Raw genomic sequence first — 26,810 nt, forward strand, 5'->3', positions numbered from 1 at the left:
GCCAGTTTCCTTTACCGGGGACGGCGCCCACGGGAGGATGCGGTCTGCCGCCCGCCGCACCCCTGGAGAGTGACATGCCCCCGACCGCTCCCGCCCTGCACCTGACCAACCTGCTGCTCGCCCCGGGCGCCCGCACCCGCCGGAACCCGGACGCGGTGTTCGACCGGATGATCGCGCGGGCCTCCCGGGGCCGGACGCCGCTGACCGACGAGAATGCCGCGGACCTGGACCACCTGCGCCTGGTCCTGCACGCGTTCGCACGGTTCCCCGGGCTGAGCCCGCTCGGCTGGACGGCGGGCCAGGCGATGGTCGAGGGCCGGGTGCGCAACCGGGTGGTGGTGGGCGACCTGCGGGCCCGGCACCCGCGCGTCGCGGACGAGCCGGTGGAGGCGCCGGTCTTCGTCGTCGGCATGCCCCGCACGGGGACGACCCTCATGTACAACCTGCTGTCCCGCTCCCCCGGCCACCGCGGTCCCCGGCTCTGGGAGATGACCTACCCCGGCCTCCCGGTCGACGCCGCGGCGGAGGCGGCGCTGGTCCGCCGCACCCGGCGCCGGTTCGCGATGACGTCGATGCTGAGCTCGACGTGGGACACGATCCACCCGATGTACGCGACGGCGGAGGAGGAAGACACGTTCATCCGGGCGCACTCGGAGCTGCACTCCTCGGCCGTACCCATGCCGGAGTACCTCGAGCTGCTGGCGACCTTCGACCACCGGCCGGACTACCGGTTCCTGCGCGACGCGCTCCAGCTCCTGTCCTACGGGCGGCCCCCGCGGCGCTGGGTGCTCAAGCACCCGGCCAACCTCTTCCACCTGTCGGCGATCGCCGACGTCTTCCCTGACGCCCGGTTCGTCTGGACCCACCGCACCCCCGAGGTGGCGCTGGCGTCGCTGTGCTCCCTGGCGGAGTCGTCGCAGCGGATCCACCGCCGCCCGGACGCGGTGGACCTGCACCAGATCGGCCGCGACTGGCTCGCGATCATGTCGGACGGCGTCGCCCGTGCCCTCGACCAGCGAGCCGCCCTGGGTCCCGACCAGGTGGTCGACGTGTCGTACGAGCGCCTCACGGGCGATCCCGGCAGGACGCTGCCGGAGCTGTTCGAGCGGCTCGGTGCACACTGGGGCGAGGCCGACGAGGCCACTCTGGCAGCCGAGCGGGACGCCCCGCGGCGGCGTGCGCCGCACCGCTACAGCCTCGACCGGTTCGGCCTGGAGACCGGTGAGGTCCGTGCGGCGTTCGGCGGCTACCTGGGGCTGCTGGCCGACCTGCCGGGCTGACGCCTGCCGGACCGGCACCTGCCGGACTGGCACCTGCCGGACTGGCACCTGCCGGACTGACGCCTGCCGGGCCCGTGCCGCGCGGGGCGAGGGCCCGGCAGGCGCCCGTGGGTCAGAGCGACGACGCCGTGCCGTACAGCGTCTGCGCGACGTCACCCAGGTACGGGCCGAACATGTAGTTGCGCATGCTGCCGCCCCGGTACTTGAAGGAGTTCACCGAGTTGAGCACGCCCACGCCGGTCGACTCGGTGTAGTTGACGAACCAGGGCCCGCCGGACGAGCCGCCGGTCAGGTTGCAGTCCAGACCCTGGTCGGAGCTGCCGCCGAACGTGTCCTGCACGACGGTGCCGTGGCACCACGCGATGTCCGAGCCGTCGTAGGGGTTGGCCGCCGGGTAGCCGAACGAGTACATGTACTGGCCGCGCGCCTGGTTGAAGCCGATGGCCTGCCCGCCCACGACGTCGGTCAGGTGCGCCCCGTTCAGCGTGTTCAGCACGGCGAACGCGACGTCGTAGTCGAAGTCACCGCTGTTCTGCCACTGGGTGGTGGTGGTGAGCTGGCGGGCGGTGAAGGTGCCGTAGGGCCGGGCGCCGTCGTCGTAGGCCGGCACGAACGCCCAGTTCGTGGCGAACGCCCCGGGGCCCTCGTTGACGCAGTGGCCGGCGGTGAGCACCACGTCCTTGTTGCCGGAGCTGACGGCGCTGCCCGAGCAGACGTAGTTCACGCCACCGAGCGTGAAGAACACCTTGCCGGTGGTGTCCACGACCTTGCCGCCGCCCGAGTAGTACCCGCCCACGAACGCCGCGGACGGGGCCGGCTTGGCCGCGGCCTGCGGCACGACGGTCGGCCTGCCGGCGGCTACCGGATCGCCGGCGGACGCCTTGTCCTTGCCCGCCACCAGGACGTCGGCGGGCACGGCGTCGCGCATCCGCTGGGGGGTCCAGTAGTCGGTCACCCTGTCCTGGGCGGACAGGGTCGTCGCCGCGCTGTGCACCGCGACGGCGGTGCTCTCGCTGGCCTGCGACGGCGCACCGAGCGCGACGGCCACGCTGCCGCCGAGCGCCAGGGCGGCCAGGCCGCCGAGCAGGGTGCGGGAGAGGTTGCTTCGCATGCTGCCTCCTAGATCACGCTGGCCGCCGGGTTGGCGGCCAGCGTGATCCTGGAGCCTGGATGATTCGACCGCAAGAGGCGTATATGTCCGGGATGTAAATTTCCTCCAGAACTCCGCCGCCAGGGGGCCGGTGATGCCACGGGCCGCCGGTGCCGACGGACTAGGCTCGCGGTGTGAGCACCACCGCCCCCGCAGCCCGCACCGCCCCCGTCTGGCCGGCCGCCGTGGCCGACGCCGTCGCCGTCCTCGCCTTCACCGGCATCGGCATCGCGTCCCACGACGGGAACCTGGCGAGCGCCTTCGGCCGCGTCGTGTGGCCCTTCGCCCTGGCCGCGGTCATCGGCTGGCTGGTCGCCCGCGCATGGCGCGACCCCGCCCGCATCTGGCCGGCGGGCGTCGTGGTCTGGGGCGTCACCGTGCTCGGCGGCCTGGCCCTGCGCGGCCTGTCCGGCCAGGGCCTGGCGTGGTCGTTCGCCCTGGTGACGGCGGCCTTCCTCGCGATCACGATGCTGGGCTGGCGCGGCCTCGTGACGGCCCTGCGCCGCGGTCAGGAACGCCGCCCGGCGGAGGGCTGAATCACCCGCTCCCGAGGGTGGTGCGGCCACCCGCCGCCACGATAGGTTCGCGCGCCGGCCGATCAGGCCGGGCACGACGACGCAGACCACCCCGGGGGCCTCATGACCGACAGCACGCCGGCGACGCCCGGCACGAGCACGGAGCAGTCCTGGACCAGCGGCCCGTTCCCGCCACTGTGGTTCGCGGTCGTGGGCAGCCTTGTCGTCCTGTTGCTGTCTGGCGCCGGGACGGGCCTGTGCCTGGTGGGATCCGTGGCCGCGGCGATCATCGCGCGGCGACGGCCGTGGGTCTCGGCGGCGGCCATCGTGCTCGCGGTGTGGTCCGGGGCGATCGTGCTGTTCACCGGGCGATTCATGCCTTAGTCCCGAGCCACCTGGTCCCCAGCCACCGGTGCGCACCTGGGCGCGGGGTTCATGCCTGGGCGAGACAGACACCGACCCGCGATCGGCGTGATGTGCAGGGCGGGGCCGGGCGGGGCCGAGCCGCGCCGAGCAGAGCGGGGCCGAGCCGAGCGGCGCCGGGCCGAGCCGGGCGGGGCCGGGCCGAGCCCGAGCCAGGCCGAGCCGAGCCAGGCCGAGCCGAGCGGAGCCGCGCCGAGCCGAGCGGCGCCGGGCGGGGCCGAGCCGAGCGGCGCCGGGCGGGGCCGAGCCGGGCGGGGCCGAGCCGGGCGGGGCCGGGCCGGGCGGGGCCGGGCCGAGCCGCGAGATCGGTCCACCGCTCGGCCTCCCAGCCGATGTTCGGTTCCTTGCCCTGAAATCGGCAGGTTGATTGACCGATCTCAGGGCAAGGGACCGAACACACCGAGCCGCGAGCAGCAAGAGACCGAGCTCACGAGGCCCATGACTGGGCAACCGGACAGATCCACCGCGCAAGGCGCGGGCCCACACGGCCTAGCCACCTCAGCCTGCCGAGACCGCCCCAGACCGCCAAGACCGCCAAGACCGCCCCAGCCTGCCAAGCTCATCCCAGCCCCCGAGACCACCCCAGCCCCCCCGAACTCACCCCAGCCCCCGAGACCACTCCAGCCCCCGGAACTCACCTCAGACCGCCGCCGACCCCAGCGCCGCCACGACCACCGGGGCCAGCGCCCGGAACGCCTTGCCGCGGTGCGAGATCGCGTTCTTCTCCTCAGGTGACAGCTCCGCCGCCGTCCGTCGCGCCCCGTCGGCGCCGTCCGCGGAGCGCGGGTCCTCGTCCACCACCAGGATCGGGTCGTAGCCGAAGCCGTTGGTCCCGCGCGGTGCCGTGGCCAGCACGCCCCGCATCTCCCCGAGCCGCACCTCCTCACGCCCCTCCGGCGTGACCAGCGCGGCCGCGCAGACGAAGCCGGCCTGGCGGTGCTCGGCACGCACGTCGCCGAGCTGGCCGAGCAGCAGCTCCAGGTTCGCGAGGTCGTCGCCGTGCTTGCCGGCCCAGCGGGCCGAGAAGATGCCGGGCGCCCCGCCCAGCACGTCCACGGCCAGGCCGGAGTCGTCGGCGACGGCGGGCAGGCCGGTCGCGGCGCACACCGCGCGGGCCTTGATGAGCGCGTTCTCGGCGAACGTCACACCGCCCTCCACGGGCTCCGGGGCGCCCACCTCGCCGGAGGTGACCAGCTCGCCGTCGGGCAGGTCCAGACCTGCCTCGCCGAGGATCGCGCGCAGCTCGGGGACCTTCTTGGCGTTGTGCGTGGCGAGGACGATCCGGGCGGCCGGCGGCACGATCAGGGAGGTCATGCCCCGATCATGCCAGCCCGCGCTCAGAGCTCCTGCGCGAGGGCCGCCTGCTGGATCTTCGTGAGCTCCGCGGTGCCGCCCACCGCGAGGTCGAGCAGCGCGTCGAGCTCGGCGCGGTCGAACGGCGCGTGCTCGGCGGTGCCCTGCACCTCGATGAACTTCCCGCCGCCGGTGACCACCACGTTCATGTCGGTCTCGGCGCGCACGTCCTCGACGTACGGCAGGTCGAGCATGGGGGTGCCATCAATGATGCCCACCGAGACGGCGGCCACGGAGTCGGACAGCACCTGCTTGCCACCCTTGACGTGCCCGTGCCGGCGGCCCCACGCGATGGCGTCGGCGAGGGCCACGTAGGCGCCGGTGATCGCGGCGGTGCGGGTGCCGCCGTCGGCCTGGAGCACGTCGCAGTCCAGCACGATGGAGTTCTCGCCGAGCGCGCTCATGTCGACGACGGCGCGCAGCGACCGGCCGATGAGCCGCGAGATCTCGTGGGTGCGTCCGCCGATCTTGCCCTTGACGGACTCGCGCTGGCTGCGCTCGTTGGTGGCGCGCGGCAGCATCGCGTACTCGGCGGTGACCCAGCCCTCGCCGGACCCCTTGCGCCAGCGCGGCACGCCCTCGGTGAACGAGGCGACGCACAGCACGCGCGTACGCCCGAACTCCACGAGCACCGACCCCTCGGCCTCGTCGAGCCATCCCCGGGTGATCGTCACGGGGCGGAGCTGGTCGGTGGCGCGCCCGTCGGCGCGCACGATGTCGCTGGTGCTGGTGGTCATGCGCCCACCCTAACGACCCGGCCCGGCCGCCGGACGTGCGGATCACCCGGGTGACCTGGGCGTCTAGCACCTCGACCGGCCCGCTGACCTGCCGAAACGTGTCACGCGTCACGCGTGGTGCCGCTCACGCGAAACGGTGACGACACGTTGTGATCGCTAGGCTTCACCCCGTGAACGACGCGCCCATCGGGATCTTCGACTCCGGCCTCGGCGGCCTCACGGTCGCGCGCGCCATCCTGGACCAGCTCCCCAACGAGCAGGTCCGGTACCTCGGCGACACCGTGAACAGCCCCTACGGCCCCAAGCCGCTCGCGGCCGTGCGGGCCATGGCGCTCGACGCCCTGGACCAGCTCGTGGCCGACGGCGTGAAGATGCTGGTCATCGCGTGCAACACGGCGTCGTCGGCGATGTACCGCGACGCCCGCGAGCGGTACACGCAGCGCCACGGCATCCCCGTGGTCGAGGTGATCCTGCCGGCGGCGCGCGCCGCGGTGACCGCCACGCGGTCGGGCCGCATCGGGGTGATCGGCACGAGCACCACCATCCGCTCGCGCGCCTACGACGACGCGTTCCACGTCACGCCCGGCCTGACGATCACCACCCAGGCGTGCCCCGAGTTCGTGCGCTTCGTCGAGGAGGGCCGCACGTCCGGCCCGGAGGTGCAGAAGTTCGCGCACGAGTACCTCGACCCCGTCAAGGCGGCCGGCGTCGACACGCTCGTGCTGGGGTGCACGCACTACCCGCTGCTCGCGGGCGCCATCTCCTACGTGATGGGCGAGGAGGTCACGCTCGTGTCCAGCGCCGACGAGACCGCGAAGGACGTGTACCGCACCCTCGTGGAGCACGACCTGGAGCGCACGCCCGACGCCGGCGCGCCCGTGCACCGCTTCCTGACCACCGGTGACCCGGCCCCGTTCGGGCAGCTCGCCAGCCGGTTCCTCGGCCCCGAGGTATCCCTCGTGGAGGCCGTCTGATGCGCCTGCTCCCCCTGGGGGTCTCCGGGTCGTTCCCGGGCCCCGCCACTCCCGCGTCGTCCTACCTGGTGCGGGTCACCGCCGCCGAGGCGGCCGCCGCCGGCCACGAGGCCCGCGACTGGAACGTGCTGCTCGACCTCGGCAACGGCGCCTTCGGCGCCCTGCAGCGGCACCTCGACCCGATGGCGCTCGACGCCGTGTCGATCTCGCACCTGCACCCCGACCACTGCGCCGACCTCGCAGGGCTCTACGTCTACCTGCGCTACCACCCGGAACGCGGCTCCCTGCGCGACGGCGGCCGCGGCACCCCGCTGCCCGTCTACGGGCCGTCGACCGCCGAGCGGCACGTCGCGCTGTCCTACGGGCTGAGCGAGGGCGAGTCCATGGCGAACGACTTCGACTTCCGTTCCTGGGCGGAGCACCCGTCGGTGCGGGTGGGGCCGCTCACGATCGAGCCGCACCGGGTGTTCCACCCGGTCGAGACCTACGGGGTCCGGGTGACCGGCCCGTCGGCGTCGGGCGGTACGACGACGCTCGCCTACACGGGCGACACGGACGCCTGCACCTCCGTGGTCGAGCTGGCGCGCGACGCCGACCTGCTGCTCAGCGAGGCGGCCTTCCTGGAGGGCCGCGACGACGTGGTCGAGCGCGGCATCCACCTCACCGGCCGCCGCGCCGGCCAGGTCGCGACCGACGCCGGTGCACGCCGCCTGCTGCTCACGCACCTGCCCGTCTGGAACGACCCGGCCGACTCCCTGGCCGAGGCCCGAGGCTCCTACGCGGGCCCGGTCGACGTCGCGGAGCCGGGCACCGTCTACGAGCTCTGACCCTCAGGCGAGCGGACGGCGCCCGCGCAGCTCCGCGAGCATCACGTCCATCAGCGTCTCCTGCGCGTAACCCGCCGCCACGAAGACGCCCGACCAGAAGCGCCGGGCGGCCCGGCCGTCGGTCGCCACGGGGATCTCCCGGCCCGCCTGACGGTCCCACATGATCTCGTCGGTGAGGTGCATGACCTGCTCGTCGGTCTTCAGGCCGAGCCGCTCGGCGATCACCAGGCGCACGTCGGTCAGGGCGCCCGCGAACTGCTCGGCGTCCTCGCGGGGCACCCGCACGGGCGGGGGCGCGCCGTGGCGGCCGAGCGGCGACGGGGCGTCGTCCCCGCTGGGCAGGTCGAGCAGCGCGGCGAAGGCCTCCAGCCGGTCCACCTTCGCGCGGGCGACGTCGTTCTGCGTCAGACGGCGGAACTCGTCGGCGAGGTCGGCGTCGTCCTTGCTCGCGTCGGGCAGGAGCCGCTGCGCCGCGGGGTCGGTCGGCAGGCGGCCCACCCCGGTCACACCCGTCAGGCGGGCGAGGTCCGCGTCGGTGAGCTCGTCGGGCGCGAGCAGTCCGTTCGCCCACGCCTGCCCCTTGCCCGGCCCGGGATGAGCCGACGGGCCCGGCTCGTCACCGTCGTCGAACAGGTCCAGGCCGGCCTCCTCGCGGAGCATGTCCGCGACGTCACGGGCCACCCTGGCCAGGACCACCCGCTCCACCGGTTCGAACCTGGCCTCGTAACCCCGCCGCATGGCGCGGAACGGTGTCATGCGACTCCCCGTGCGCCCGACTCCTGCAGCGTCGCCCACAGACCGAACCCGTGCATCGCCTGTACGTCCACCTCCATGCGCTCGCGCCCCCCGCTGGACACGACTGCGCGACCGTTCTTGTGCACCTGCGTCATCAACCGCTCCGCCTTGACCCGCGGGTACCCGAAGTAGCTCTCGAACACGTACGTCACGTACGACATGAGGTTCACCGGGTCGTTCCAGACGATCGTCACCCACGGATCAGCAACCCCCGACGCGAGATCGGCGTCGGTGTCCTCCTCGACGGCCGTCCCGGCTGACCCCAGGGGCGTGAGCAGCGGCGAAGGGGAAGAAGTCACAGGTCTCACTCTAGGCGGTTCGGTCCCCGGACTGGACACCCTTGTCCAGAATTTTCGCGAAGTTGTCGCCGGGCTGTGACCTGGGGTACTTCGTCGGTCACGGGCGGTTCACCGAGACCCGTCCAGCCGGAGGTCCACCGTGGGGATCGCCGGGTCGCCGTCCGACAGACGACGCGCCCCGCGGGGCAGCTCCGCACGCACCATGCCGTGGTTGATCGCCGCGTTGGCCACCCCGTACGGGCCCACCCAGCGCGAGTCGACGGCGCCGTCCACCACCATCGGCGCGAGCAGGGGCCGCAGGTCGTCGCTCTGGGGCGTCCACTCGGCCACCGCGTCGTCCGGACCTGTCACCATGACCTCCTCGACCGCGTGACCGTCCCGGCCGTAGCGGCGGGCGGCAGCCTTGCGCCCGCCCCGGGAGGCCTTGTTCGCGGACGCCTTGGCCACCGGCTGGAGCACGCCCGAGGCGTCGGCACGCGCCACCAGCTTGTAGACCATGCCGCAGGTGGGCGCACCCGATCCGGTCACCACCGAGGTGCCCACGCCGTACACGTCCACCGGCGCGGCGGCCAGCGAGGCGATGGCGTACTCGTCGAGATCGGACGTGACCACGATCTTCGTGTCGCGAGCGCCGAGGCCGTCGAGCTGCCGGCGCACCTCCTGCGCCAGCCCGCCGAGGTCGCCGGAGTCGAGGCGCACCGCACCCAGCCCGGTCCCCGCCACCTCGACGGCGGTGGCCACCCCCCGCCGCACGTCGTACGTGTCCACCAGCAGCGTCGTGCCCGGACCCAGCGCCGCGACCTGGGAGACGAACGCGTCCCGCTCGGTGTCGTGCAGCAGCGTGAAGGAGTGCGCGGCGGTACCGATCGTGTCCAGGCCGTACCGCATGCCGGCCTCCAGGTTGGACGTCCCGGCGAACCCGCCGATCACGGCAGCCCGCGCGGCGGCGACGGACGCCTGCTCGTTGGCCCGGCGCGAACCCATCTCCAGCACGGGCCGGCCCCCGGCCGCGCTGGTCATGCGGGACGCGGCCGACGCCACCGCCGAGTCGTAGTTCAGGATCGACAGGATCAGCGTCTCCAGCAGCACCGACTCCGCGAAGGTGCCCTCGACCTGCAGCACCGGGGAACCGGGGAAGAACACCTCGCCCTCGGCGTAGCCCTGGATGGTCCCGGAGAAGCGGTAGTTCGCCAGGTAGTCGAGGGTCCGGCGGTCCACCACGCCGTTCTGCTCGAGATAGGCGAGCTCGGCGTCCTCGAAGACGAAGTGTGGCAGCGCTTCCAGGACGCGACCGGTCCCCGCCAGGACGCCGTAGCGGCGCCCCGGTGGCAGCCGTCGCGTGAACACCTCGAACACGCAGTGGCGGTGCGCCGTGCCGTCCGCGAGGGCCGCCTGGAGCATGGTCAGCTCGTAGCGGTCGGTCAGGAGTGCGACCGACGGACGCACCGCCGGCAAGGGCGCTGCGGGCAGGGGTCGAGGCTCGTCGACGGCCGTGTCGAACGCAGGCCACGAGTCAGTGAGCGGGGCGCCGCTGCCCCGAGGCTCGTCGGTCATGCACTCACGGTAGGCCAGAGAACGGGCCCTCGTAGTGCGAACACGGCTGTGGCGCGGTCTTGTCTCAGCATGCGGATCGTGGCGCTCGCCACTACTTCTGTCCGACGAACCAGCGGCGCACCTGAGCCACCCGCGCGTCGAGCTGATCCGCGGTCGCCAGCGGCACCTCCGGGCCCCCGCACTTGCGGCGCAGCTCGGTGTGGATCACGCCGTGCGGCTGCCCGCTGCGCTTGGCCCACGCCGAGACGAGCTTGGACAGCTCCTTGCGCAGCTCGGCGGCACGCCGGTGCTCCTGCTCCGAGCGCTCGTTCTCCACCTCGCGCCCCGTGGGCGCACCACCGCGCGCCTTCAGGTGGTCGGCCTGACGCTGCCGCAGCAGCGTGGCCACCTGGTCGGGCTCCAGCAGGCCGGGCAGGCCGAGGAAGTCGAGCTCCTCCGCCGAGCCGACGTCGGCACCCGCACCGAACTCGCCGCCGTCGAACAGCACCCGGTCGAACGAGGCCTGGGCGTCCAGGGCCTGGAACGAGCCGAGCAGCTCGCCCGACGCCTTCTCCTCCTTGTTCGCCTCCGCGATCAGCGCGGCCTCCGGGTCGTACTCGATGCCCTGCTCCTCGGCCGTGCGCGGCCGGTCGAGCGCGTGGTCACGCTCCTGCTCCATCGAGTTCGCCAGGTTCAGCAGCGGCGCGACGCTCGGCAGGAAGATCGACGCCGTCTCGCCGCGCTTGCGGGCGCGCACGAACCGGCCGATCGCCTGGGCGAAGAACAGCGGCGTCGAGGCGCTCGTGGCGTACACCCCCACGGCGAGCCGCGGCACGTCCACGCCCTCCGACACCATGCGCACCGCCACCATCCAGCGGTCCTCGCCCTGCGCGAACTCCTCGATGCGCCCCGAGGCGCCCTCGTCGTCGGACAGGACGACCGTGGGCCGCTTGCCCGTGATCTCGTGCAGGTGCGCGGCGTACGCCCGCGCGTTGTCCTGGTCGGTGGCGATGACCAGGCCGCCCGCGTCGGGCACCGTGCGGCGCACCTCGGTCAGGCGCTTGTCGGCCGCCGAGAGCACCGACGGGATCCACTGCCCCTCGGGGTCCAGCGCGGTGCGCCACGCCTGACCCGTCATGTCCTTGGTCATGGCCTCGCCGAGGCGGGCGCTGACCTCGTCGCCCGCCTTGGTGCGCCAGCGCATGTCGCCCGCGTAGGACATGAACAGCACCGGGCGCACCACGTGGTCGCGCAGGGCCTCGCCGTAGCCGTAGGTGTAGTCGGCCTTCGAGCGGCGGATCCCCTCGGCGTCCGGCTCGTACTCGACGAACGGGATGGCCGACGTGTCGCTCCGGAACGGGGTACCGGTCAGCGCGAGGCGGCGCTCGGCGCCCTCGAACGCCTCGCGCACGGCGTCGCCCCAGCTCAGGGCGTCGCCACCGTGGTGCACCTCGTCCAGGATCACCAGGGTGCGCGCGGCCTCCGTACGGGCGCGGTGCAGCGCGGGCTTGGCCGCGACCTGCGCGTACGTGAGCGCGACACCGTCGTAGTGGGAACCGTGCCGGCCCTGCGAGTTCTTGAACTGCGGGTCGATGCGGATGCCGACGCGCGCGGCGGCGTCGGCCCACTGGGTCTTCAGGTGCTCGGTGGGCGCCACCACGGTGACGCGCCGGACCAGGCCCTGCTCCAGGAGCTCGGTGGCGATGCGGAGCGCGAACGTCGTCTTGCCGGCGCCGGGCGTGGCGACGGCCAGGAAGTCCTTCGGGTTCTTCTCGCGGTACAGCTCCAGCGCCTCGGCCTGCCAGGCGCGCAGGCTCGACGCCGTACCCCAGGGGGCACGACGTGGAAAGGCAGGGCTGAGCGACGAAGCGGCCGCAGACGACGGTGTGTGGGGCAGCTGCTGCGGCTGGCTCGTCACTGGGTGGAGTCGCCCTCGCCGCCGTCCTGCGGGTCACGGAGACCGTCGTAGATCTCCTTGCACCGGGGACACACCGGGAACTTGCCCGGGTCCCGGCCCGGTACCCAGACCTTGCCGCAGAGCGCGATCACGGGCTTGCCGCTCAGGGCGGACTCCATGATCTTCTCCTTGCGCACGTAGTGCGCAAAACGCTCGTGGTCCCCGGGCTGTGCCTCCTCCCGGGTCTCCTCGCGCTCCAGGACGCTCGTACCGCCCTGCGTACGGGGGTCGTCCTGCGGGCTGGAGAGTGGTTCGGTCATGCCGAGAAGTCTACGCGGGACCACCGACAGCCACGCCGTCGGCGCGCACGCCGGGGCAGGTCCGGAACCCGTCCCGGGCAGCGGCGGCCGGGAATTCCTTGCGGGCGTGTCGGTGGGCACCGCTATAACTGAGGCATGTCACATCCCCGCCCCGAGAGGAGCCTCATCCTGCCCGACGACGCCGTCTCCCCCACCGACCTGGCCGACACCCTGTCCACCGCTCTGTCCGACGACCTGCCCGACAACCTGCCCGACAACCTCGCCGGCGACCTGCCCCGCGGCCTGCCCGACCCCGTCTGGCCCGACTTCGGCGACCACGACGACTGCGCCCGCCGCGCCGTCGCCGCCGTGGCCGCGATGCTCGGCCGCCCCGTCCCCGAGCGCCCGAAGGAACCCCGCTCGTCCGCCGAGTGGCTCAGCCGCCGGTGGGAGGTCGAGGAGAGCGCGCTGGTCAGCGTCTCGCGCGACATGTCGCGCACGCTCCAGCGGCTGCACGCCTACGCGCTGCAGCGCTGGATCGAGCGCCACCCGGACGTCGTGGCGGTGTTCGGCCCCGGGGGTGCCCCGCAGCGTGCCGCGCTCGACCTCGGCAACGGCACCTCGGTGAGCGTCCCGGCCGTGGCGACCGTGCTGTTCCCCGCCGGCTCCGCCTACGACGCGCCGGTGGCGGTCGAGGTGGCCTACCGGTACGGCACCCCGACGATCACCGCCTTCACGCTGCCGGGCGGCCTCCCGCTCGCCGAGCGGGTGCTCGCCGACCTGACCCGCACGCTGGAGGTGGACCACCCCTACCGCGGCGGCGTCCTGTCGGCGCGGTCGTCGTCCGGGTCGGTCGAGCTCGTCCCGGTCAGGCACACGGTGCAGGCGCGCGACGACGTCGTGCTGCCCGCCGAGCTGTGGCGCGAGGTCGACCTGTTCTGCTCCAGCGTGACCACCCGCCGTGCCGCGCTGCGGGCCCTCGGGCACACCACGTCTCGCGGCCTGCTGCTCGCGGGGAGGCCGGGCGTCGGCAAGACGAAGCTGACGCGGGTCATCGCCACGGAGCTCGCCGGCCCGCTCACGGTCGTGCTCGTCACCGCCGAGGTGCTGCGCACCTGGATGACGGAGCTGTACGACGAGATCCGCGGCCTGGGTCCCTGCCTCGTCGTGCTGGAGGAGATCGACTCGGTGGCGGCCAAGGGCTCGCGCGGCGACACGTCCTTCGCGGAGTTCCTCGACGCCCTGGACGGCACCCGCAGCTCGGACGACGTGCTCACGCTGGCCACCACGAACGACCCCGACGCCCTCGACCCGGCGGTCAAGCGTCCCGGACGCTTCGACACCATCGTCGAGGTGCCGCCGCCGGACCAGGCGGGCCGTACCGAGATCCTGCGGCTCTTCCTGCCGGCGACCGCACCGGTCGACGTCGCCCTGGTGGCCTCCTACCTGGACGGTGCCACGGGCGCCGACCTGCGCGAGGTGGCCCGCCGCTCCATCCTGGAGCACGGCCCGGACGAGCTGACCACCGAGCGCGTCACCGACGTGGCGACGTCCGGCCGCTGGAAGCCCGCCCCGGTCGCCGGCAACTACCTCTGACGGGCCGGACGCTCAGGTCACCCGAGCGACCTGAGCGTCCGGCAGGGCGCTACAGGCCCTGCCAGTCCGGCTTGTCCGCGTAGGTCTGCCGGTAGTAGTCGGCGAGCTGCAGCCGGGACGCCGCGGCGTCGTCGACCAGCACGGTCGCGTGCGGGTGGAGCTGCATGATCGTGGCGGGCCACATGGCCGAGACCGGGCCCTCCACGAGCTGGTGCACCGCCTCGGCCTTGGCGCGCCCGGAGGCCAGGAGCACCAGGTGCCGCGCCGACATGATGGTGGCGAGGCCCTGCGTGAGGCAGTGCCGCGGCACGTCGTCGACCGAGCCGCCGAAGAACCGCGCGTTGTCCTCGCGGGTCTGGCGGGTCAGCGTCTTGATCCGTGTGCGGGACGCGAGCGAGGAGCCCGGCTCGTTGAACGCGATGTGCCCGTCGGTGCCGATCCCCAGGATCTGCAGGTCCACGCCCCCGGCGTCCGCGATCGCGGCCTCGTACGCGGCGCAGGCCGCGGGGAGGTCGGCGGCGAGCCCGTCCGGACCCTGCACCGCACCGGGCGCGAAGTCGACGCGCGAGGCGATCTCCTTCTTGATCACGTTGCGGTACCGCTCGGGGTGGTCCGCCGGCAGGCCCACGTACTCGTCGAGCATGAACGCGCGGGCCCGCGCGAACGAGAGCCCCTCCTTGTGCCGGCGGGCCAGCTCGTCGTACACCGCCAGCGGGGACGAGCCCGTGGCCAGCCCCAGGACGGCCTCGGGCCGGGCCCGCAGCAGCTCCTCGACGGCGCCCGCCGCCAGCCGCGCGAGCTCGCCCGCGGGAGCGATCACAACCTCCATCAGCCTCTCCTCCCGAGGACCGCGGCGCCCACCGCCGCGACCGGAACGTGCGTCGGCGCCAGCCTGACCCGCTCGGCCAGCCGGAGCGAGCCGAGGAACGCGGACACCTTGGCCTGCTCGCGCAGCGCGTCCTGCACCACGTCCAGCAGCTCGGTGCCGAGCTGCGCCACACCGCCGCCCAGCACCACGTGCCGCACGTCGGTGGTGAGCACCAGCAGCCGGACGGCCGAGGCCACGGCGTCGGCGAACCGGTCCCGGACCACGACGGCCTCCTGGTCGCCCGCGCGGGCGGCCTCGAAGAGCTCCACGGGCGACGGCTTGCCGTGCCGCGCGGGCCACGCCGCCTCCAGCGCCTTGCCCGAGGCGAACCGCTCCAGGCAGCCGCGCTGCCCGCACGGGCACTCCGGGCCGAGAGGGTCGACCGGGATGTGCCCGATCTCCCCCGCCGCGCCGCTCGCGCCGCGCCGCAGCTCGCCGTCGAGCACCAGGCCCGAGGCGAGGCCGGTGCCGAGCGCGAGGAACGCGAGGTCCTCGTGCTCGCGGGTGCCGTCCGCCGCATCGTCGGCCGCGCCGTCCGCCGCACCGCCACCGGCCCGGTCCGCCCGCTCAGCCCGCCCCGCCCGGTCCGCCGCCCGTTCCAGGACGTGCGCAGCACCGACGGCGGCCACGTTGAGGTCGTTCTCGACCACCACGGGCACCCCGCCCACCCGGGCGGACAGCAGCTCGGCGAGCGGCAGCTCGTCGTCGTGCACGCCGAGGTTGACCGCGTGCTTCACCGTGCCGGACCGGTGGTCCACGATGCCGGGGATACCCAGCCCGACGCCGGCCAGGGCGGTGACCTCCACCCCGCCCGACGCGGCCACGTCGCGCACGGCCTCAGCCGCACCCGAGACCAGCCCTTCGGCCCCGTGCACCGTGGACCGGCGCACGGTGGCCACCACCTCACCCTCCGGGTCGAGGAGGGCGCCGAGGATCTTGGTCCCTCCGATGTCGAGCCCGACCGTGTAGCGCCCCATCCCGTTCTTGCCCATCAGCCCTTCACCGCGCCGGACACCAGACCACCGGTCATCCGGCCCTGGACGATCAGGAAGAAGATCACCACGGGGATGGCGATCAGGACCGCGCCCGCCATGACCGCACCCCAGTTCGTGGCCTGGGTGGCCTGCAGGAACGTGCGCAGCCACAGGGGCAGCGTCATGGCCTCCGGCCGCTGCATGATGACCAGCGCCGTCACGAACTCGTTCCACGCCTGGATGAAGGCGAACACACCCGTCGCCACCAGCCCCGGCGCGAGCAGCGGGAACGTGACCCGCCAGAACGCCCCGGCCCGGGAACACCCGTCGATCATCGCCGCCTCCTCCAGCTCCTTGGGTACACCGTTGACGAAACCGCGCAAGGTCCAGATGGTGAACGGCAGCACACCGGCCGAGTACACGAGCGTGAGCCCGATGATCGTGTTGAGCAGCTGCCAGCCGTCGATGATCCGGAACATCGAGATGATCATCGCCTCTCCGGGGATCATCTGGACCACCAGGATCAGCACGATGAACGTACGCCGGCCCTTGAACGAGAACCGGGTCAGCGCCAGCGACGCCGCGAACCCGATGATCAGGGTGATCACGAGCGTGAGGAACGTGACCCCGATGGAGTTGAGCACGGCGGGCGGGAACGGCGCGCGCTCCTCGCCGAACATCGCCGAGCGGTAGTTGTTCAGGGTGAACACGTCCGGCGTCGGGAAGAACGCGAGGTTCTCGCCGCGGATGCTGCTGTTCGGCAGGAACGAGGTGTTGATCATCCAGTACACCGGGAACGCCGAGAACACGAAGACGAACACGGCCAGGACGCCGAACCCGGTGTCGGCGAGACGCTTGCGGATCTTGATCACGACTCCTCCTCCCGCAGCGTGCGCCGCACATAGGGGAACGAGATGGCCAGCATGACGACGACGAAGACGACGCCGATCGCGCTCGCGAGGCCGTAGTGCCCCTGGGCCATACCCATCTGGTAGATGTACACGCCGATCGTGTTGGTCAGCTCCCGGTCGCCGCCGACGTCCTGCAGCACGAAGACCTGCGTGAAGAGCTTCAGGTCCCAGATCATCGAGAGCACCACGAGCACGGTGATGATGCTGCGCACGTAGGGCACCTGGATCAGGCGGAAGCGCTGGAAGGCGCTGGCACCGTCGAGCTGGGCCGCCTCGATGACCTCCTCGGGGATCTGCGTGAGACCCGCGTAGAGCGTGAAGGCGACGAACGGCACGGCGCCCCACACGACGATGAAGGTCAGGATGAGGAAGAACGACCACGGGTTGAGGAGCCAGGAGTGCCCGAACCACCGGTCGCCGGTGATCGCCGTGAGCAGGTTGTTCACCACGCCGTACTGCGTGTCGAAGACCCAGCCCCACACGGTGGTGGCGGCCAGCGCCGGCATCGCCCAGGCCAGCAGCAGGCCCACGGACACCAGCATCCGCAGGGCCTTGCCGACCCGCATCATGAGCAGCGCCACGAGCATGCCCAGCACCATCGTGACCACCACGAGCACGACCATGAGCAGGAAGCTGCGGCCCAGCACCGTCCAGAAGCCCTGGACGTCCGTGAGGATGGCCGCGTAGTTGTCGAACCCGACCCACTCGGCGGGCTGGCCCATGAGCTGGGCGCGCTCGTACTCCTGGAACGACATCACGAGCAGGCGCACCACGGGGTACCCGGTCAGGACGCCGAGGAGGATCATCGAGGCCGACAGCAGCAGCCAGGGCAGGTAGGGCGTCCGGCGCTTGCGCCGGACCTGTTGGCGCGGTGGCGCCGGTGGGTCCAGAAGTGTGGTGGTCATGTCCTGTCTTCCTCGGTGGCCGCCGGCAGGCCCTCCCGGTGGCGGGCGGCGGCGGACGGCAGGCGGGCAGTGGTATCCCGTCCCGCCCGGGATCTGAGGTCACCGGGCGGGACGGGACGTCGTGCTGACTCGCGTCAGCTGTTGAGGATTCCCTCGATGTCCGCGTCGAGCTTCTCGGCCACCGTCTTCACGTCCTCGCCGGCGGCGATCTTGGAGAAGGCGGTCTGCAGGATCATCTGGGACTCGACGTCGGCCCACTTCGGCGACGCCGGGGTGAGCCTGGCGTTGGCGGCGGCCTCCGCGGCGGCCTTGCCGATCGACGTCTCCTGGTCGACCTTCTCGAAGAGCGAGGTCTTGGCCGGGAACAGGCCGTTGGCGGCGAGGATCGACTGGTACTCGTCGCTCAGCAGGATCTCGTAGGCGCTCATCGCCAGGTCGGGACGGGCCGACTTCTGCGCGATGGCGATGTTCGAGCCGCCGGCGAACACCTGGGCGGCGCCGCCGTCCTTGCCCGGCAGGGCGAACGCCTGCAGGTCGGAGCCGTAGGTGGAGGCGCAGCCCGGCACGCCGTCCGGGGTCTCGGGCTCCTCGGGGGCGTTGATGGACCACTGGATCCAGCTCGGTGCCGACAGGAAGGCCACGCTGCCCTCGCAGAACGGCACCTGCAGGTCTGCCTCGTTGGTGTCGGCCGGGGCGTTGTTGCCCTCGGTCATGATGGTCTGGATCTGCTCCAGGCCGGCCAGGCCGCCCTCCGAGGAGAAGCCCGCCTCCCAGGTGCCGTCCTCGGCCTGCTCGGCGATGAAGCCGCCGTTCTCCCAGATGAAGGGGAGCGCGTTGTACCAGTCCTGGCCCGGCCAGTACACGCCGGACACCTTGTCGGTGCGCAGGTCGACGGCGCTGGCGACGTACTCGTCCAGCGTGGTCGGCACCTCGGCGTCGCCCAGCACCTGCTCGGAGTAGAAGACGACGCGCGAGCCGGAGTAGTAGGGCAGGGCGTAGTGCTTGCCCTCCCAGTCGCCGGCCTCGACGAAGCCCGGCAGCAGGTCGCTGCCGCCCAGGCCCTCGAACTCGTCGGCCGTGATCTCGCGGAAGTAGCCCGCCTCGGTGAACGCCGCGGCCTGCGTGTTGCCGATCTCGACCACGTCAGGGGCGTCCGAGCCGGACAGCGCCGTCGTGTACTTGTCGACGAGGCCCTCCCAGGCCTGCTCCTCGATGGTGAGGGTGCTACCCGGGTTCTCCTCCTCGAACGTCTCCTTGAGGTAGTCGCGGGCCTCCTGCGGCGTGTCCGAGCCGACGAGCCAGACCCGGACCTCGCCGGGACCGGTCTCCTCGGGCGCCGCCGCGCCGCCGGCGTTACCGCACGCGCTGAGCGCGAGCGTCAGGGTGATCGCCGACGCCGCAGCGCCGACGAGACGGTTTCTGTTCACGTGTGTTCCTCCCGGATACGACCATGTGTCGCGGTGGTGCCTGGTGAGATGGGTCGCCTGCCGCCCACACGTGCGCTCGGATGCTCACGAGACCCCCAGCTGGGCGGAAAGCACGAGGACGGCGGCACCCGCCAGCACCACGTCCTCGTCGAGTGCGGCCATCCGCAGCTGCAGGCCCGATGTGATGGCCGGCATGGTGCGCTGACGGATGGTGTCCAGCGCTGCCTCGCGCAGGGGGCCGTCGAGCAGGTCACGGGGACCGCTCAGCAGCACCTGGTCGAGGTTGAGCGCGCTGACGACCGGGGCGAGGGTCACGCCCAGCACCCGGCCAGCCGACGCCAGAGCGGCGTCGGAATCCTTCGTGTCTTTGCCCTCGACCGCGCGCCGCAGCGCCGGGACGGACAGGACCGTCTCGAGGCAGCCGCGGCGTCCGCAGGCGCACTGCACGCCGTCGTCCACGACGGTGACATGGCCGATCTCACCGGCGGCGTCACCCTGGCCGTGCACGCGGACGCCGTCGACCACCACGCCCGCGCCGACACCCGCGCCGACGGTGACCACGAGCATCCCGGAGCTGCCGCCGCCGTAGGTGAACTCGCCGAGGGCCGCCGTGTTGGCGTCGTTCGCGACGTGCACCGGCAGCCCGAGGCGCTCGCCCAGGAGCCCGGCGAGCGGCACGTCGTACCACCCGCGGTTGGGCGCCTCGACGACGCGGCCGTCCAGGTCGATGATGCCGGGCGAGCCGACGCCGACGCCGATCACCGGGTGGTTCGCCGCGGCCACGAGCCGGCGCACGAAGCGGGTGAGCAGGTCGACGAGCTCGTCGCCCGTGCGGCCGTCGATGTCGAGCTGCCGGCGCACCACGATCTCGCCCGTGAGGCTGAGGACCGCGCCGCGCATCCGGCCGTGCTCCGTGAGGTCCACCGCGACGATCTGGTAGGCGTCCGACCGCAGCCCCACGAGGATCGCGGGCTTGCCGACACGCTGGCCCGGCCGGGTGCCGAGCTCCTCCACCAGTCCCTCGGTGATGAGCACCGAGACCAGGTCGGAGATGGTCACGCGGGTGAGCGAGGTCGCTCGTGCGAGGTCGGCCCGGGAGGTGGGCCCCTCGTGGAAGAGGTGCTGCAGCACCAGGGACCGGTTGTGCGCCCTGGCGTGCTCGGGGAGCACCTTGGACGTCGCGCGCAACCGTGCGCCGAGCCCTCGCCCGGTGCCGTTGCGTTCTGTCGCCGTCGCCATGTTTGTTAGTAGACCTCCTTAACAGAGTCCCTGTCCATCGCCGGGTATGACCCGTAACAAGACTGTTACGTGGGTCACGCTTGCCCAGGGCGGAGCCGGACCTGCCGTCGCTTGCGGATTACTTCACGTGCCTGACGAAACCGAGCCTGCCGTACGCCGACGGAGCAGGCACGGCGTGACCGCACCGTGATCAAATACTGCGCAAAACCGAAGAAAAATCCGGTCACCGGGTCCACAAGTTCACAAAGGGATCACAGTTCTCAGGTGGGGAGCGTTCCGGCCTGACGGGCCTCCTACGCTCGTCCCATGAAGCACATCCGGCCGGCCATGGGGGACGCGGGCCCGCCCGCGTGGCGGCCCTTCCGTACCCTCCTGGCGGCACTGACCACCGGGATCCTCGTCGTCGCCCTCGGGGCCTGCTCGGGCGGGGGCGCGAGCGACTCCGACGGCTCGGGGGCCGCCGTGGAGGAGGGTGCCGCGCAGAGCGAACCCCTCTCCCCCGACGGGGCGCGGGACGCCGTCGCCGACGCGACCGGCGCCGTCGGCCTGGCCGAGGCCCCCCAGGAGGCCGTGGACCGCGAGCTCGTCACGACGGGCAGCGCGACCCTCGCGGTGGAGGACCCGTTCGACGCCGCCGAGCGCATCGCGGGCCTCGTGGAGGGCGCCGGCGGACGCGTCGAGAGCCGCGACGAGCAGGCCGCGACGGACCACGAGCCCGGCAGCGCCTCGATGACCCTGCGCATCCCCGCCGACCGGGTGTCCGCCACGCTGGACGCCCTCGGAGAGCTCGGCGAGGTGCGCGACCGGCACGTCGAGACCGTGGACGTCACCGGCACGGCCCAGGACCTGGACGCCCGCATCGAGGCGCTGCGCACGTCGACCGACCGGCTCCGTGAGCTCATGGCCGACGCCGACCGGACGTCCGACCTCATCGAGATCGAGGCGGAGCTGTCCACGCGCCAGGCGGAGCTCGACTCCCGGGTCTCCGAGCGCAACCGCCTCTCCGACGAGGTCGCGATGTCCACGCTGCACGTCGAGATCGTCGCGGAGGGCACGCCGGCCGCCCAGGCACGGCCCGGCGGGTTCGTCGGCGGTCTCACGGCGGGGTGGAACGCCCTGGTGAGCACCTTCAACGTGGTCGTCCTCGTGCTCGGGGCGATCATCCCGTGGCTGGCACTGGCCGGCGTCGTGCTCCTCGTGGTGGTGGGGGTCCGCCGTCAGGTCGCCCGCACGCGCGCCGCGGGTCCGACGCCGCCAGCCGCCGAGCCGGAGCCCGCGCCCGCGGAGTGAGCCGGACGCACCGCGGCCCTGGTCCGACGTACCGGTGACGTCGGACCAGGGCCGGGGTGCCTGGTCGTGCAGGTCAGTCGGTGACGGCCAGCGCGTCGATCTCCACCAGCATCTCCTCGCGCGGCAGCCCCGTGAAGACGGTGGTGCGGCTCGGCAGCACCCCGCCGGGGCAGTGCTTCGTCACGAACTCGCCGTAGGCGTCGTTCATGACGGCGAAGTCCTCCCGCTTGGTGAGGTAGACGCGCAGCATCACCACGTCGTCGAAGGTGGCGCCGCCCGCCTCGACGATCGCCCGGACATTCTCCAGCGTGCGGGTCGTCTGCGCCGCGACGTCGCCGGGGTACAGGTACTCCCCCGACGCCGGGTCGACCGGCCCCTGACCCGACACCTGCACGAACGGGCCCTTGCGCACACCCTGGTGGAACGTGTGCGCGGGCGCGGGGGCGTCGGGGGTGGAGATGGCGGTCTTCGTGGTCATCGGTTCTCCTTGCTGAGTCGTGCGGTGATCGGTCGGTCCTGCTGGTCAGAAGTCGAGCGTGACCTGCTCGACGACGTCGTCGCCCCGGGTCACCAGGGCCGTCCGGTACTTGTCGAGCACGGTGCACGGGTGCGAGATGCCGAACCCGACCACGTCTCCGGGCCGGAGCACGCCGTCGGACGCGGGCTCGACGGACAGGTAGGCGTGCTGGTCGTTCAGAGCGGTCACCCGCACCCCGGACAGCTCACGGGCCTCGCCCAGCCGGCCAGCGGCGTCCGGCGTGCGCGCCACGAGCGGCGTCGGCAGGTCGATGTCGAACGACACGTCCCGGCGGCCCATCCCGACGATGACGAGCCCGGGCTCCGGCGCGGACAGCACCGAGGCCCAGACCCGGATCGCCGGGCGCAGCCGGTCGGCGCCCATCCGGGTCCACGGGTCGGCGTGCAGGTAGTGGCCGTGGTCGTGGGTCACGTACGCACCGGAGCGGACCACGGTCCGCGCCGGCACCTCGGCGCCCGAGGCGTCCCGCAGCGGAGCACCCAGGTGCTGCGCCACGACGTCGGCGAACGCGCTGCCGCCCGCGCTGAGCACCACGGGGCCGTCCACCAGGCCGGCCATCTCCGCCCCGGTCTCGCGCAGCTCCTCGCACCACCGGCCGACGGCGGCCAGCTCCTCGGCGCTGGTGCCGCTCGCCACCGGTCCCTCGTACCCGGCCACGCCGACGAGCCGCAGTCCCGCGTCGTGCACCCGCCCGGCGAGCGCGACGGCGTCGGACCGGCCGCGCACACCGGTGCGGCCGCCGGGCACGCCCAGCTCGACGAGCACGCCGAGCCGTGCCGCGGCCTGCGGGTCCGCGCCCGCGAACCCGGTGGCGAGCAGGTCGAGGCCGGGCTGTGAGTCGACGTAGACCCAGACTTCCTCGGCGGCGCCGCTCGCCAGCGCCGCGCGGAGCCACGCGACGTCGCGCGGGTCGACGATCTCGTTCGCGAGGAAGACGCGCGGGACGCCCCAGCCGAGCACGGTCCGGAGCTGCCCGGGCGTGGCCACCGTGGCACCCCACACCCCGACCGCGGACTGGCGCTCCCAGACCCGGCGCGACATGTGGGTCTTGACGTGCGGGGCGTGCTCCACGCCCGTGGCGGCGAACGCCCCCGCCACCGTCGCGATGTTGTGCTCCAACGACGCCTCGTCGAGCGTCAGCAGGGGCCAGAGGAACGTGGGGTCGTCGATGCGTGACACCCCCACATCCTGCCTTGTCACGGGAGCGGACCGCACACGCCGATCACTCTCGCCGTCCGAGTCGCCCGCCAGGGTCGTTCCCCGGAGGCCGGGGACGGCAGGTTCTCCACGCCGCCGTCCTCCCGCCAGCCGCCCATGCCCGCCCAGCCGCCGGCCGCGGTCTCGGCGGCCAGGTCCCGCGGGTAGCCCTCGACACCGGGCCTGGTCTGCCAGGGAAGGGGCCCGGCCAGCGGGCGGTACTCGACGCCGTACGCGTCCAGGCGCGGCAGGTGGCGGCGTTCGAGGCGGTCCAGGAACTCCTTCGACGCCGTCGTCCCGGGCTCCCGGTCGACGGCGGGCGACCAGGCCACCTCGGCGAAGGCGGCGAGCCGGGGGTACGTCGCGTAGTCGACCCGCCGCGCGCTGTTCAGGTGCTCGCTCCACACCTGCGCCTGCACCCCCAGCAACCGCCCGGCCCCTCGTCGGGTGCCGGGCGTCTGCGGGGTCCCGGTGCCAGGAGCCCGCGGATCCCCAGCACCCAGCGCGGCCGGGAAGGGGTCGAAGGCGTAGACGTCCTCGACCGTGCGGAGGAAGCCCACCGGGATCGGTTCCGCGGGGTGGTCGCCCGCGCGGTGGTCCAGGTACACGACCTGCTCGGGCGCCATGACCACGTCGTGCCCGGCCGCGAGCGCGGCGGCGCCCTGCGCGTAGCCCCGCCAGGACGTGACGATCACGTCGCGCGGCAGCATCGGCGACACGGCCTCGTCCCAGACGACCGCCCGGCGGCCGGCGTCGGACACGTGCTCCGCGAGGCGGGACACGAACCAGCCGTGCAGCTGGGCGACGTCCGGGACGCCGTCGGGCCCCACCAGGCCGAGCGCGCGGGCGCGGGCGACGATGTGCGGCGCGTCCCGCCAGAGCGTGGTCGGCACCTCGTCACCGCCCAGTGCGACGAACGGCGTGTCGAAGACGTCGAGCACCTCGTCGAGCACGTGGCGGAAGAACGCGAGCGAACCCTCGGACGGGTCGAGCACGTCCTGGCTGATGCCCCAGGTGGTGCGGACGCCCTGGCGGTCCTTGCGGGTGCCGAGCTCGGGGTAGGCGGCGACGGCGGCCTCGACGTGGCCGGGCACGTCGATCTCCGGGACCACGGTGACGCCGCGGTCACGGGCGTACGCGACGATCTCGCGCAGGTCGTCCTGCGTGTAGAAGCCGCCGTGCGGGCGACCGTCGCGGGAGCCGGTGCGCCAGGTGCCCACGGTGGACTCACGGCGCCACGCGCCCGTCCGCGTGAGCTCGGGGTAGCGGTGGACCTGCACCCGCCAGCCCTGGTCGTCGGTGAGGTGGAGCTGCAGCACGTTGAGCCGGTGGGCGGCGGCGAGGTCGACGAAGCGCAGCACGTCGTGCTTCGGCAGGAAGTGGCGGGCGACGTCGAGCAGGACGCCGCGCCACTCGAAGCGCGGGTGGTCCTCGATCCGCACGGCGGGCAGCAGCAGCTCCGACGGGACGTCGCGGTAGGGCGCGGACGCACTCCGGAAGGCCGCCGGGCCGGCGAGCTGACGCAGGGCCTGGGCGGCCGCGTGCGCACCGGAGAGGTCCGCGGCCTCGATCCGCACGACGGCGGGCGGCGCCGCGCCCGTGGCCGGAGCCGGCGCGTCCGCGGCCGGCCGCGGCGTGGCAGGGGCCGGCGCCGCGGGGCCCACGTCGAGGCGGTAGGCCCCGGCAGGCAGCCCGGCGTCCCGCGCGACGACGACGTCGGCCGCCGGGCCGGTCACGGGCACCAGGTCGATCCCGAAGGCCTGGCCCATGGCCTGACGCCACCAGCGGGCAGCGGGCCGCAGCGCCGGGTCCGCCAGGACGGTCGCACCGTCCCCGAGCCGCGCCAGAGTGCCCCGGACCTGCATCGACGCAGGCACGGGGACGAGTCCAGGATCTCCGGGGTGGTGCACGGCTGCCACGATAGCGTGACGCCCCGCCGTCAGATCCAGCCGTGCTCGGCCGCGATGCGGGCTGCCTCGTGCCGGTTGGCGGCGCCGAGCTTGGCGATGGCGGCCGCGAGGTAGTTGCGGACGGTCCCGCGCGAGAGCGACACCCGCTGGGCGATCTCGTCGACGGGCGCACCGTCGCGCGCGAGCGCCAGCACGTCGGTCTCGCGCGGGGTGAGCGGCGAGTCTCCGGCGCCGATCGCCTCGGCGGCGAGATCCGGGTCGACGTACCGGCCGCCTGCGGCGACCTTCCGCACGACGTCGGCGAGCACCTGCGCCGACACGGTCTTGGGCAGGAAGGCGCGCGCGCCCGCGGCGAGCGCCGACTTCAGGTATCCGGGCCGGCCGTGCGACGTGACGATGATGCAGCGGCACTCGGGCAGCTCGGTCGCGAGCCGGCGGGTCACCTCGATCCCGTCCGGCTCGGGCATCTGGAGGTCGAGCAGGGCGACGTCGGGCCGCACGCGCAGCGCCGTGGCCACGGCCTCCTGGCCGGACGCCGCCTGCCCGACCACCTCGAGGTCGTCCTGGAGGTCGAGCAGTCCGGCGACGGCGTCGCGGATGAGGTGCTCGTCGTCGGCGACGAGGATGCGGGTCATGTCAGGCCTCTCTGGGCACCGGGACTGGACAGCGGGATCTGGGCGTCGAGCAGGAACCAGTCTCCGTCGCGGCGGGTGGTGACCCGGCCGCCGACGGACCGGAGGCGGTCGGCCATGGCTCGCAGGCCGGTCCCCCCGCCGTCGCGGCCTGCGGCGTCGGTGCCGGGTTGACCCGCGCCGTCGTTCGCGAGAGTGAGCTGCACCTGCCCGTCCTCGGTCGTCGTGGCGAGCGTGACCTGGGTGGCCGACGAGTGCCGCAGCACGTTCGTCACGCCCTCGCGCACCACCCAGGCCAGGGCCTCGGCGTGCTCCTGCGGCACGGGCGAGCCGGTCACGGTGCAGCGGATGCCGGCCGAGGCGAGCAGGGATCGTGCGCCGGCCACCTCCCCGTCCCAGGTCACGCGGGTCTCGCCGCGCACGACGCGGCGCACCTCGTTCCCGGCCTCGTCCGCGAGCTGCCGGACGGCGGCGATCTGCTCGGCCGCGCGCTCGCCGCCGCCCCGGCGGACGAGCTCGGCGGCGAACTCGCTCTTGACGGCGATCGTGGTGAGCGTGCGCCCGAACACGTCGTGCAGGTCGCGGGAGATGCGCAGGCGCTCGTTCGCGAGCGCGAGCGCGGCGCGGTCCTCGTGCGCCCGCTGGAGGTCGCGCAGCACCCGCAGTACCCACGTGCTGCTCCACGAGCTCCACAGGCACAGGGTGATCAGCCCCACGCCCACCGCGACGCCCAGCGGGCTGCCGGCGGCGGCCAGCGGGGCGGCGACGAGCACGATCGCACCGTTGAGGTAGAGCGTGGGCCGCGCATCGAGCACCGGCACGACGGCCGCGGCCGCCGAACCGACGGCGGCCGCGGAGGTGAGCCGCATCTCCGGCACGGGCCCGGTCAGCGAGACCACCACGAGCCCGGCCAGGCCCACCAGCCACGCGACGACGACGCCCCGGGCCACCGCCCGCGGACGCTCCACCAGCACGTCGAGCGCCCAGCGGGTGACCAGGAAGTTCCCGGCGGTGACGGCGCAGGTCAGCGCGGCCGCCAGAGCGAACCACCCGAGGTGGCCGGAGACCGCCTCCCGACCGGTCGGGAGACCGGCGCTGAACAGGGAGACGACCGGTGTGACGGCCACCCCGTACGTGGACCAGCGCACGTAGGCCTCGAACCGCCGCGTGCTGACCGTCGAGCCCGCGCCCGCGAACCGTCGCTCCCCCATGCGCCACATTCTGCCTGCTGTCCTGGCCAC

26 protein-coding genes are annotated in these 26,810 nt (G+C 73.3%); 7 read left to right on the top strand and 19 right to left on the bottom strand.

Annotated elements, in window-relative coordinates; translation table 11 throughout:
* Nucleotides 1-74: 74 nt before the first annotated feature.
* A complete protein-coding gene (locus ACO229_RS15660) occupies nucleotides 75-1,280 on the top strand; it encodes a sulfotransferase family protein (protein ID WP_423462066.1) in 1,206 nt (401 codons plus the stop codon).
* A 112-nt stretch (nucleotides 1,281-1,392) separates the two neighbouring features.
* Here the strand turns inward: ACO229_RS15660 and ACO229_RS15665 are convergent, their stop codons facing one another.
* Entirely contained in the window at nucleotides 1,393-2,391 is a 999-nt protein-coding gene (locus ACO229_RS15665) for a trypsin-like serine peptidase (RefSeq protein ID WP_397429732.1), read from the bottom strand.
* A 173-nt stretch (nucleotides 2,392-2,564) separates the two neighbouring features.
* On the opposite strand from ACO229_RS15665, the gene ACO229_RS15670 reads away from it, so the two are divergent.
* A complete protein-coding gene (locus ACO229_RS15670) occupies nucleotides 2,565-2,966 on the top strand; it encodes a DUF3054 domain-containing protein (RefSeq protein WP_397429731.1) in 402 nt (133 codons plus the stop codon).
* A gap of 102 nt (nucleotides 2,967-3,068) precedes the next feature.
* Nucleotides 3,069-3,329, top strand: coding sequence for a hypothetical protein (locus tag ACO229_RS15675; protein ID WP_423462067.1), 261 nt, complete (start codon nucleotides 3,069-3,071; stop codon nucleotides 3,327-3,329).
* A gap of 678 nt (nucleotides 3,330-4,007) precedes the next feature.
* Here the strand turns inward: ACO229_RS15675 and rdgB are convergent.
* Nucleotides 4,008-4,682, bottom strand: a complete 675-nt coding sequence (gene rdgB / locus ACO229_RS15680) for an RdgB/HAM1 family non-canonical purine NTP pyrophosphatase (RefSeq protein ID WP_423462068.1) — start codon at nucleotides 4,680-4,682, stop codon at nucleotides 4,008-4,010.
* 23 nt (nucleotides 4,683-4,705) lie between these two features.
* A complete protein-coding gene (gene rph, locus ACO229_RS15685; protein ID WP_397429728.1) occupies nucleotides 4,706-5,458 on the bottom strand; it encodes a ribonuclease PH in 753 nt (250 codons plus the stop codon).
* A gap of 170 nt (nucleotides 5,459-5,628) precedes the next feature.
* Between rph and murI the strand changes: the two genes are divergently transcribed.
* Entirely contained in the window at nucleotides 5,629-6,432 is an 804-nt protein-coding gene (gene murI, locus ACO229_RS15690; RefSeq protein WP_397429727.1) for a glutamate racemase, read from the top strand.
* Entirely contained in the window at nucleotides 6,432-7,259 is an 828-nt protein-coding gene (locus ACO229_RS15695) for an MBL fold metallo-hydrolase (RefSeq protein WP_397416845.1), read from the top strand. The genes murI and ACO229_RS15695 overlap by 1 nt, the downstream gene beginning before the upstream one ends.
* Nucleotides 7,260-7,262: 3 nt before the next feature.
* Here ACO229_RS15695 and ACO229_RS15700 read toward each other — a convergent pair whose 3' ends face one another.
* The 5 genes from ACO229_RS15700 to ACO229_RS15720 all read right to left on the bottom strand — a co-directional run bounded on the left by ACO229_RS15700 (nucleotide 7,263) and on the right by ACO229_RS15720 (nucleotide 12,103).
* Nucleotides 7,263-8,015 carry a DUF2017 family protein gene (locus ACO229_RS15700; protein ID WP_397416843.1) on the bottom strand — a complete coding sequence of 251 codons (753 nt, stop codon included), beginning with the start codon at nucleotides 8,013-8,015 and terminating at the stop codon, nucleotides 7,263-7,265.
* Nucleotides 8,012-8,320: an ATP-dependent Clp protease adapter ClpS gene (gene clpS, locus ACO229_RS15705; RefSeq protein ID WP_397416904.1), complete on the bottom strand. Its 309-nt coding sequence runs from the start codon at nucleotides 8,318-8,320 to the stop codon at nucleotides 8,012-8,014. The genes ACO229_RS15700 and clpS overlap by 4 nt, the downstream gene beginning before the upstream one ends.
* Before the next feature lie 141 nt (nucleotides 8,321-8,461).
* Nucleotides 8,462-9,907: a nicotinate phosphoribosyltransferase gene (locus ACO229_RS15710; RefSeq protein WP_397429726.1), complete on the bottom strand. Its 1,446-nt coding sequence runs from the start codon at nucleotides 9,905-9,907 to the stop codon at nucleotides 8,462-8,464.
* A 91-nt stretch (nucleotides 9,908-9,998) separates the two neighbouring features.
* Complete coding sequence (locus ACO229_RS15715; protein ID WP_423462069.1) at nucleotides 9,999-11,804, bottom strand: DEAD/DEAH box helicase; 1,806 nt, start codon at nucleotides 11,802-11,804, stop codon at nucleotides 9,999-10,001.
* Nucleotides 11,801-12,103, bottom strand: a complete 303-nt coding sequence (locus ACO229_RS15720; protein WP_397416836.1) for a DUF3039 domain-containing protein — start codon at nucleotides 12,101-12,103, stop codon at nucleotides 11,801-11,803. The genes ACO229_RS15715 and ACO229_RS15720 overlap by 4 nt, the downstream gene beginning before the upstream one ends.
* 135 nt (nucleotides 12,104-12,238) lie before the next feature.
* Between ACO229_RS15720 and ACO229_RS15725 the strand changes: the two genes are divergently transcribed.
* A complete protein-coding gene (locus ACO229_RS15725; protein WP_423462070.1) occupies nucleotides 12,239-13,678 on the top strand; it encodes an AAA family ATPase in 1,440 nt (479 codons plus the stop codon).
* Nucleotides 13,679-13,727: 49 nt separating this feature from the next.
* On the opposite strand, the gene nagB is transcribed toward ACO229_RS15725, so the two are convergent.
* From nagB to ACO229_RS15755, 6 genes are all read right to left on the bottom strand, one after another.
* Nucleotides 13,728-14,507: a glucosamine-6-phosphate deaminase gene (nagB, locus tag ACO229_RS15730; protein ID WP_423462071.1), complete on the bottom strand. Its 780-nt coding sequence runs from the start codon at nucleotides 14,505-14,507 to the stop codon at nucleotides 13,728-13,730.
* Nucleotides 14,507-15,538, bottom strand: coding sequence for an ROK family protein (locus ACO229_RS15735; RefSeq protein WP_423462072.1), 1,032 nt, complete (start codon nucleotides 15,536-15,538; stop codon nucleotides 14,507-14,509). The genes nagB and ACO229_RS15735 overlap by 1 nt, the downstream gene beginning before the upstream one ends.
* Nucleotides 15,538-16,392: a carbohydrate ABC transporter permease gene (locus tag ACO229_RS15740; protein WP_397416828.1), complete on the bottom strand. Its 855-nt coding sequence runs from the start codon at nucleotides 16,390-16,392 to the stop codon at nucleotides 15,538-15,540. Before ACO229_RS15740 ends, ACO229_RS15735 begins: the two co-directional genes overlap by 1 nt.
* Nucleotides 16,389-17,336: a carbohydrate ABC transporter permease gene (locus ACO229_RS15745; protein WP_397416825.1), complete on the bottom strand. Its 948-nt coding sequence runs from the start codon at nucleotides 17,334-17,336 to the stop codon at nucleotides 16,389-16,391. The genes ACO229_RS15740 and ACO229_RS15745 overlap by 4 nt, the downstream gene beginning before the upstream one ends.
* A 134-nt stretch (nucleotides 17,337-17,470) precedes the next feature.
* Nucleotides 17,471-18,763, bottom strand: coding sequence for an extracellular solute-binding protein (locus ACO229_RS15750; protein WP_397416823.1), 1,293 nt, complete (start codon nucleotides 18,761-18,763; stop codon nucleotides 17,471-17,473).
* Between the two features lie 84 nt (nucleotides 18,764-18,847).
* On the bottom strand, nucleotides 18,848-20,002 hold the full coding sequence (locus tag ACO229_RS15755; protein ID WP_397416820.1) for an ROK family protein: 1,155 nt from the start codon (nucleotides 20,000-20,002) through the stop codon (nucleotides 18,848-18,850).
* Nucleotides 20,003-20,308: 306 nt separating this feature from the next.
* On the opposite strand from ACO229_RS15755, the gene ACO229_RS15760 reads away from it, so the two are divergent.
* Nucleotides 20,309-21,292 (top strand): DUF4349 domain-containing protein, encoded by a 984-nt coding sequence (locus tag ACO229_RS15760; RefSeq protein WP_423462073.1) that lies wholly within the window; start codon nucleotides 20,309-20,311, stop codon nucleotides 21,290-21,292.
* 73 nt (nucleotides 21,293-21,365) lie between these two features.
* Here the strand turns inward: ACO229_RS15760 and ACO229_RS15765 are convergent, their stop codons facing one another.
* Genes ACO229_RS15765 through ACO229_RS15785 form a run of 5 tightly spaced genes read right to left on the bottom strand, consistent with a single transcriptional unit; the run spans nucleotide 21,366 to nucleotide 26,780 of the window.
* Nucleotides 21,366-21,770, bottom strand: a complete 405-nt coding sequence (locus tag ACO229_RS15765; RefSeq protein ID WP_423462074.1) for a RidA family protein — start codon at nucleotides 21,768-21,770, stop codon at nucleotides 21,366-21,368.
* A gap of 45 nt (nucleotides 21,771-21,815) precedes the next feature.
* Nucleotides 21,816-23,009 (bottom strand): alanine racemase, encoded by a 1,194-nt coding sequence (locus tag ACO229_RS15770; RefSeq protein ID WP_423462075.1) that lies wholly within the window; start codon nucleotides 23,007-23,009, stop codon nucleotides 21,816-21,818.
* A 17-nt stretch (nucleotides 23,010-23,026) separates the two neighbouring features.
* Nucleotides 23,027-24,946: a beta-N-acetylhexosaminidase gene (locus ACO229_RS15775; RefSeq protein ID WP_423462076.1), complete on the bottom strand. Its 1,920-nt coding sequence runs from the start codon at nucleotides 24,944-24,946 to the stop codon at nucleotides 23,027-23,029.
* Nucleotides 24,947-24,966: 20 nt separating this feature from the next.
* The gene (locus tag ACO229_RS15780) at nucleotides 24,967-25,572 is read right to left on the bottom strand and encodes a response regulator transcription factor (RefSeq protein WP_397416809.1); all 606 of its coding nucleotides are present in this window, start codon (nucleotides 25,570-25,572) and stop codon (nucleotides 24,967-24,969) included.
* The gene (locus ACO229_RS15785; protein WP_423462077.1) at nucleotides 25,569-26,780 is read right to left on the bottom strand and encodes a sensor histidine kinase; all 1,212 of its coding nucleotides are present in this window, start codon (nucleotides 26,778-26,780) and stop codon (nucleotides 25,569-25,571) included. Before ACO229_RS15785 ends, ACO229_RS15780 begins: the two co-directional genes overlap by 4 nt.
* Between the last annotated feature and the right edge of the window lie 30 nt (nucleotides 26,781-26,810).

Source organism: Promicromonospora sp. MS192 (assembly GCF_049532985.1).
Taxonomy (GTDB): Bacteria; Actinomycetota; Actinomycetes; order Actinomycetales; family Cellulomonadaceae; genus Promicromonospora.

Bases quoted from the DNA above. Each gene is read 5' to 3' on its own strand.
- ACO229_RS15760 (WP_423462073.1), top strand. From the start codon at position 20,309: ATGAAGCACATCCGGCCGGCCATGGGGGACGCGGGCCCGCCCGCGTGG.
- ACO229_RS15695 (WP_397416845.1), top strand. From the start codon at position 6,432: ATGCGCCTGCTCCCCCTGGGGGTCTCCGGGTCGTTCCCGGGCCCCGCC.
- ACO229_RS15785 (WP_423462077.1), bottom strand. From the start codon at position 26,780: ATGGGGGAGCGACGGTTCGCGGGCGCGGGCTCGACGGTCAGCACGCGG.
- ACO229_RS15745 (WP_397416825.1), bottom strand. From the start codon at position 17,336: ATGACCACCACACTTCTGGACCCACCGGCGCCACCGCGCCAACAGGTC.
- nagB (WP_423462071.1), bottom strand. From the start codon at position 14,507: ATGGAGGTTGTGATCGCTCCCGCGGGCGAGCTCGCGCGGCTGGCGGCG.
- ACO229_RS15765 (WP_423462074.1), bottom strand. From the start codon at position 21,770: ATGACCACGAAGACCGCCATCTCCACCCCCGACGCCCCCGCGCCCGCG.
- ACO229_RS15660 (WP_423462066.1), top strand. From the start codon at position 75: ATGCCCCCGACCGCTCCCGCCCTGCACCTGACCAACCTGCTGCTCGCC.
- rdgB (WP_423462068.1), bottom strand. From the start codon at position 4,682: ATGACCTCCCTGATCGTGCCGCCGGCCGCCCGGATCGTCCTCGCCACG.
- ACO229_RS15735 (WP_423462072.1), bottom strand. From the start codon at position 15,538: ATGGGCAAGAACGGGATGGGGCGCTACACGGTCGGGCTCGACATCGGA.
- ACO229_RS15700 (WP_397416843.1), bottom strand. From the start codon at position 8,015: ATGACACCGTTCCGCGCCATGCGGCGGGGTTACGAGGCCAGGTTCGAA.
- ACO229_RS15725 (WP_423462070.1), top strand. From the start codon at position 12,239: ATGTCACATCCCCGCCCCGAGAGGAGCCTCATCCTGCCCGACGACGCC.
- rph (WP_397429728.1), bottom strand. From the start codon at position 5,458: ATGACCACCAGCACCAGCGACATCGTGCGCGCCGACGGGCGCGCCACC.
- ACO229_RS15665 (WP_397429732.1), bottom strand. From the start codon at position 2,391: ATGCGAAGCAACCTCTCCCGCACCCTGCTCGGCGGCCTGGCCGCCCTG.
- ACO229_RS15780 (WP_397416809.1), bottom strand. From the start codon at position 25,572: ATGACCCGCATCCTCGTCGCCGACGACGAGCACCTCATCCGCGACGCC.
- ACO229_RS15710 (WP_397429726.1), bottom strand. From the start codon at position 9,907: ATGACCGACGAGCCTCGGGGCAGCGGCGCCCCGCTCACTGACTCGTGG.
- ACO229_RS15720 (WP_397416836.1), bottom strand. From the start codon at position 12,103: ATGACCGAACCACTCTCCAGCCCGCAGGACGACCCCCGTACGCAGGGC.
- ACO229_RS15675 (WP_423462067.1), top strand. From the start codon at position 3,069: ATGACCGACAGCACGCCGGCGACGCCCGGCACGAGCACGGAGCAGTCC.
- ACO229_RS15755 (WP_397416820.1), bottom strand. From the start codon at position 20,002: ATGGCGACGGCGACAGAACGCAACGGCACCGGGCGAGGGCTCGGCGCA.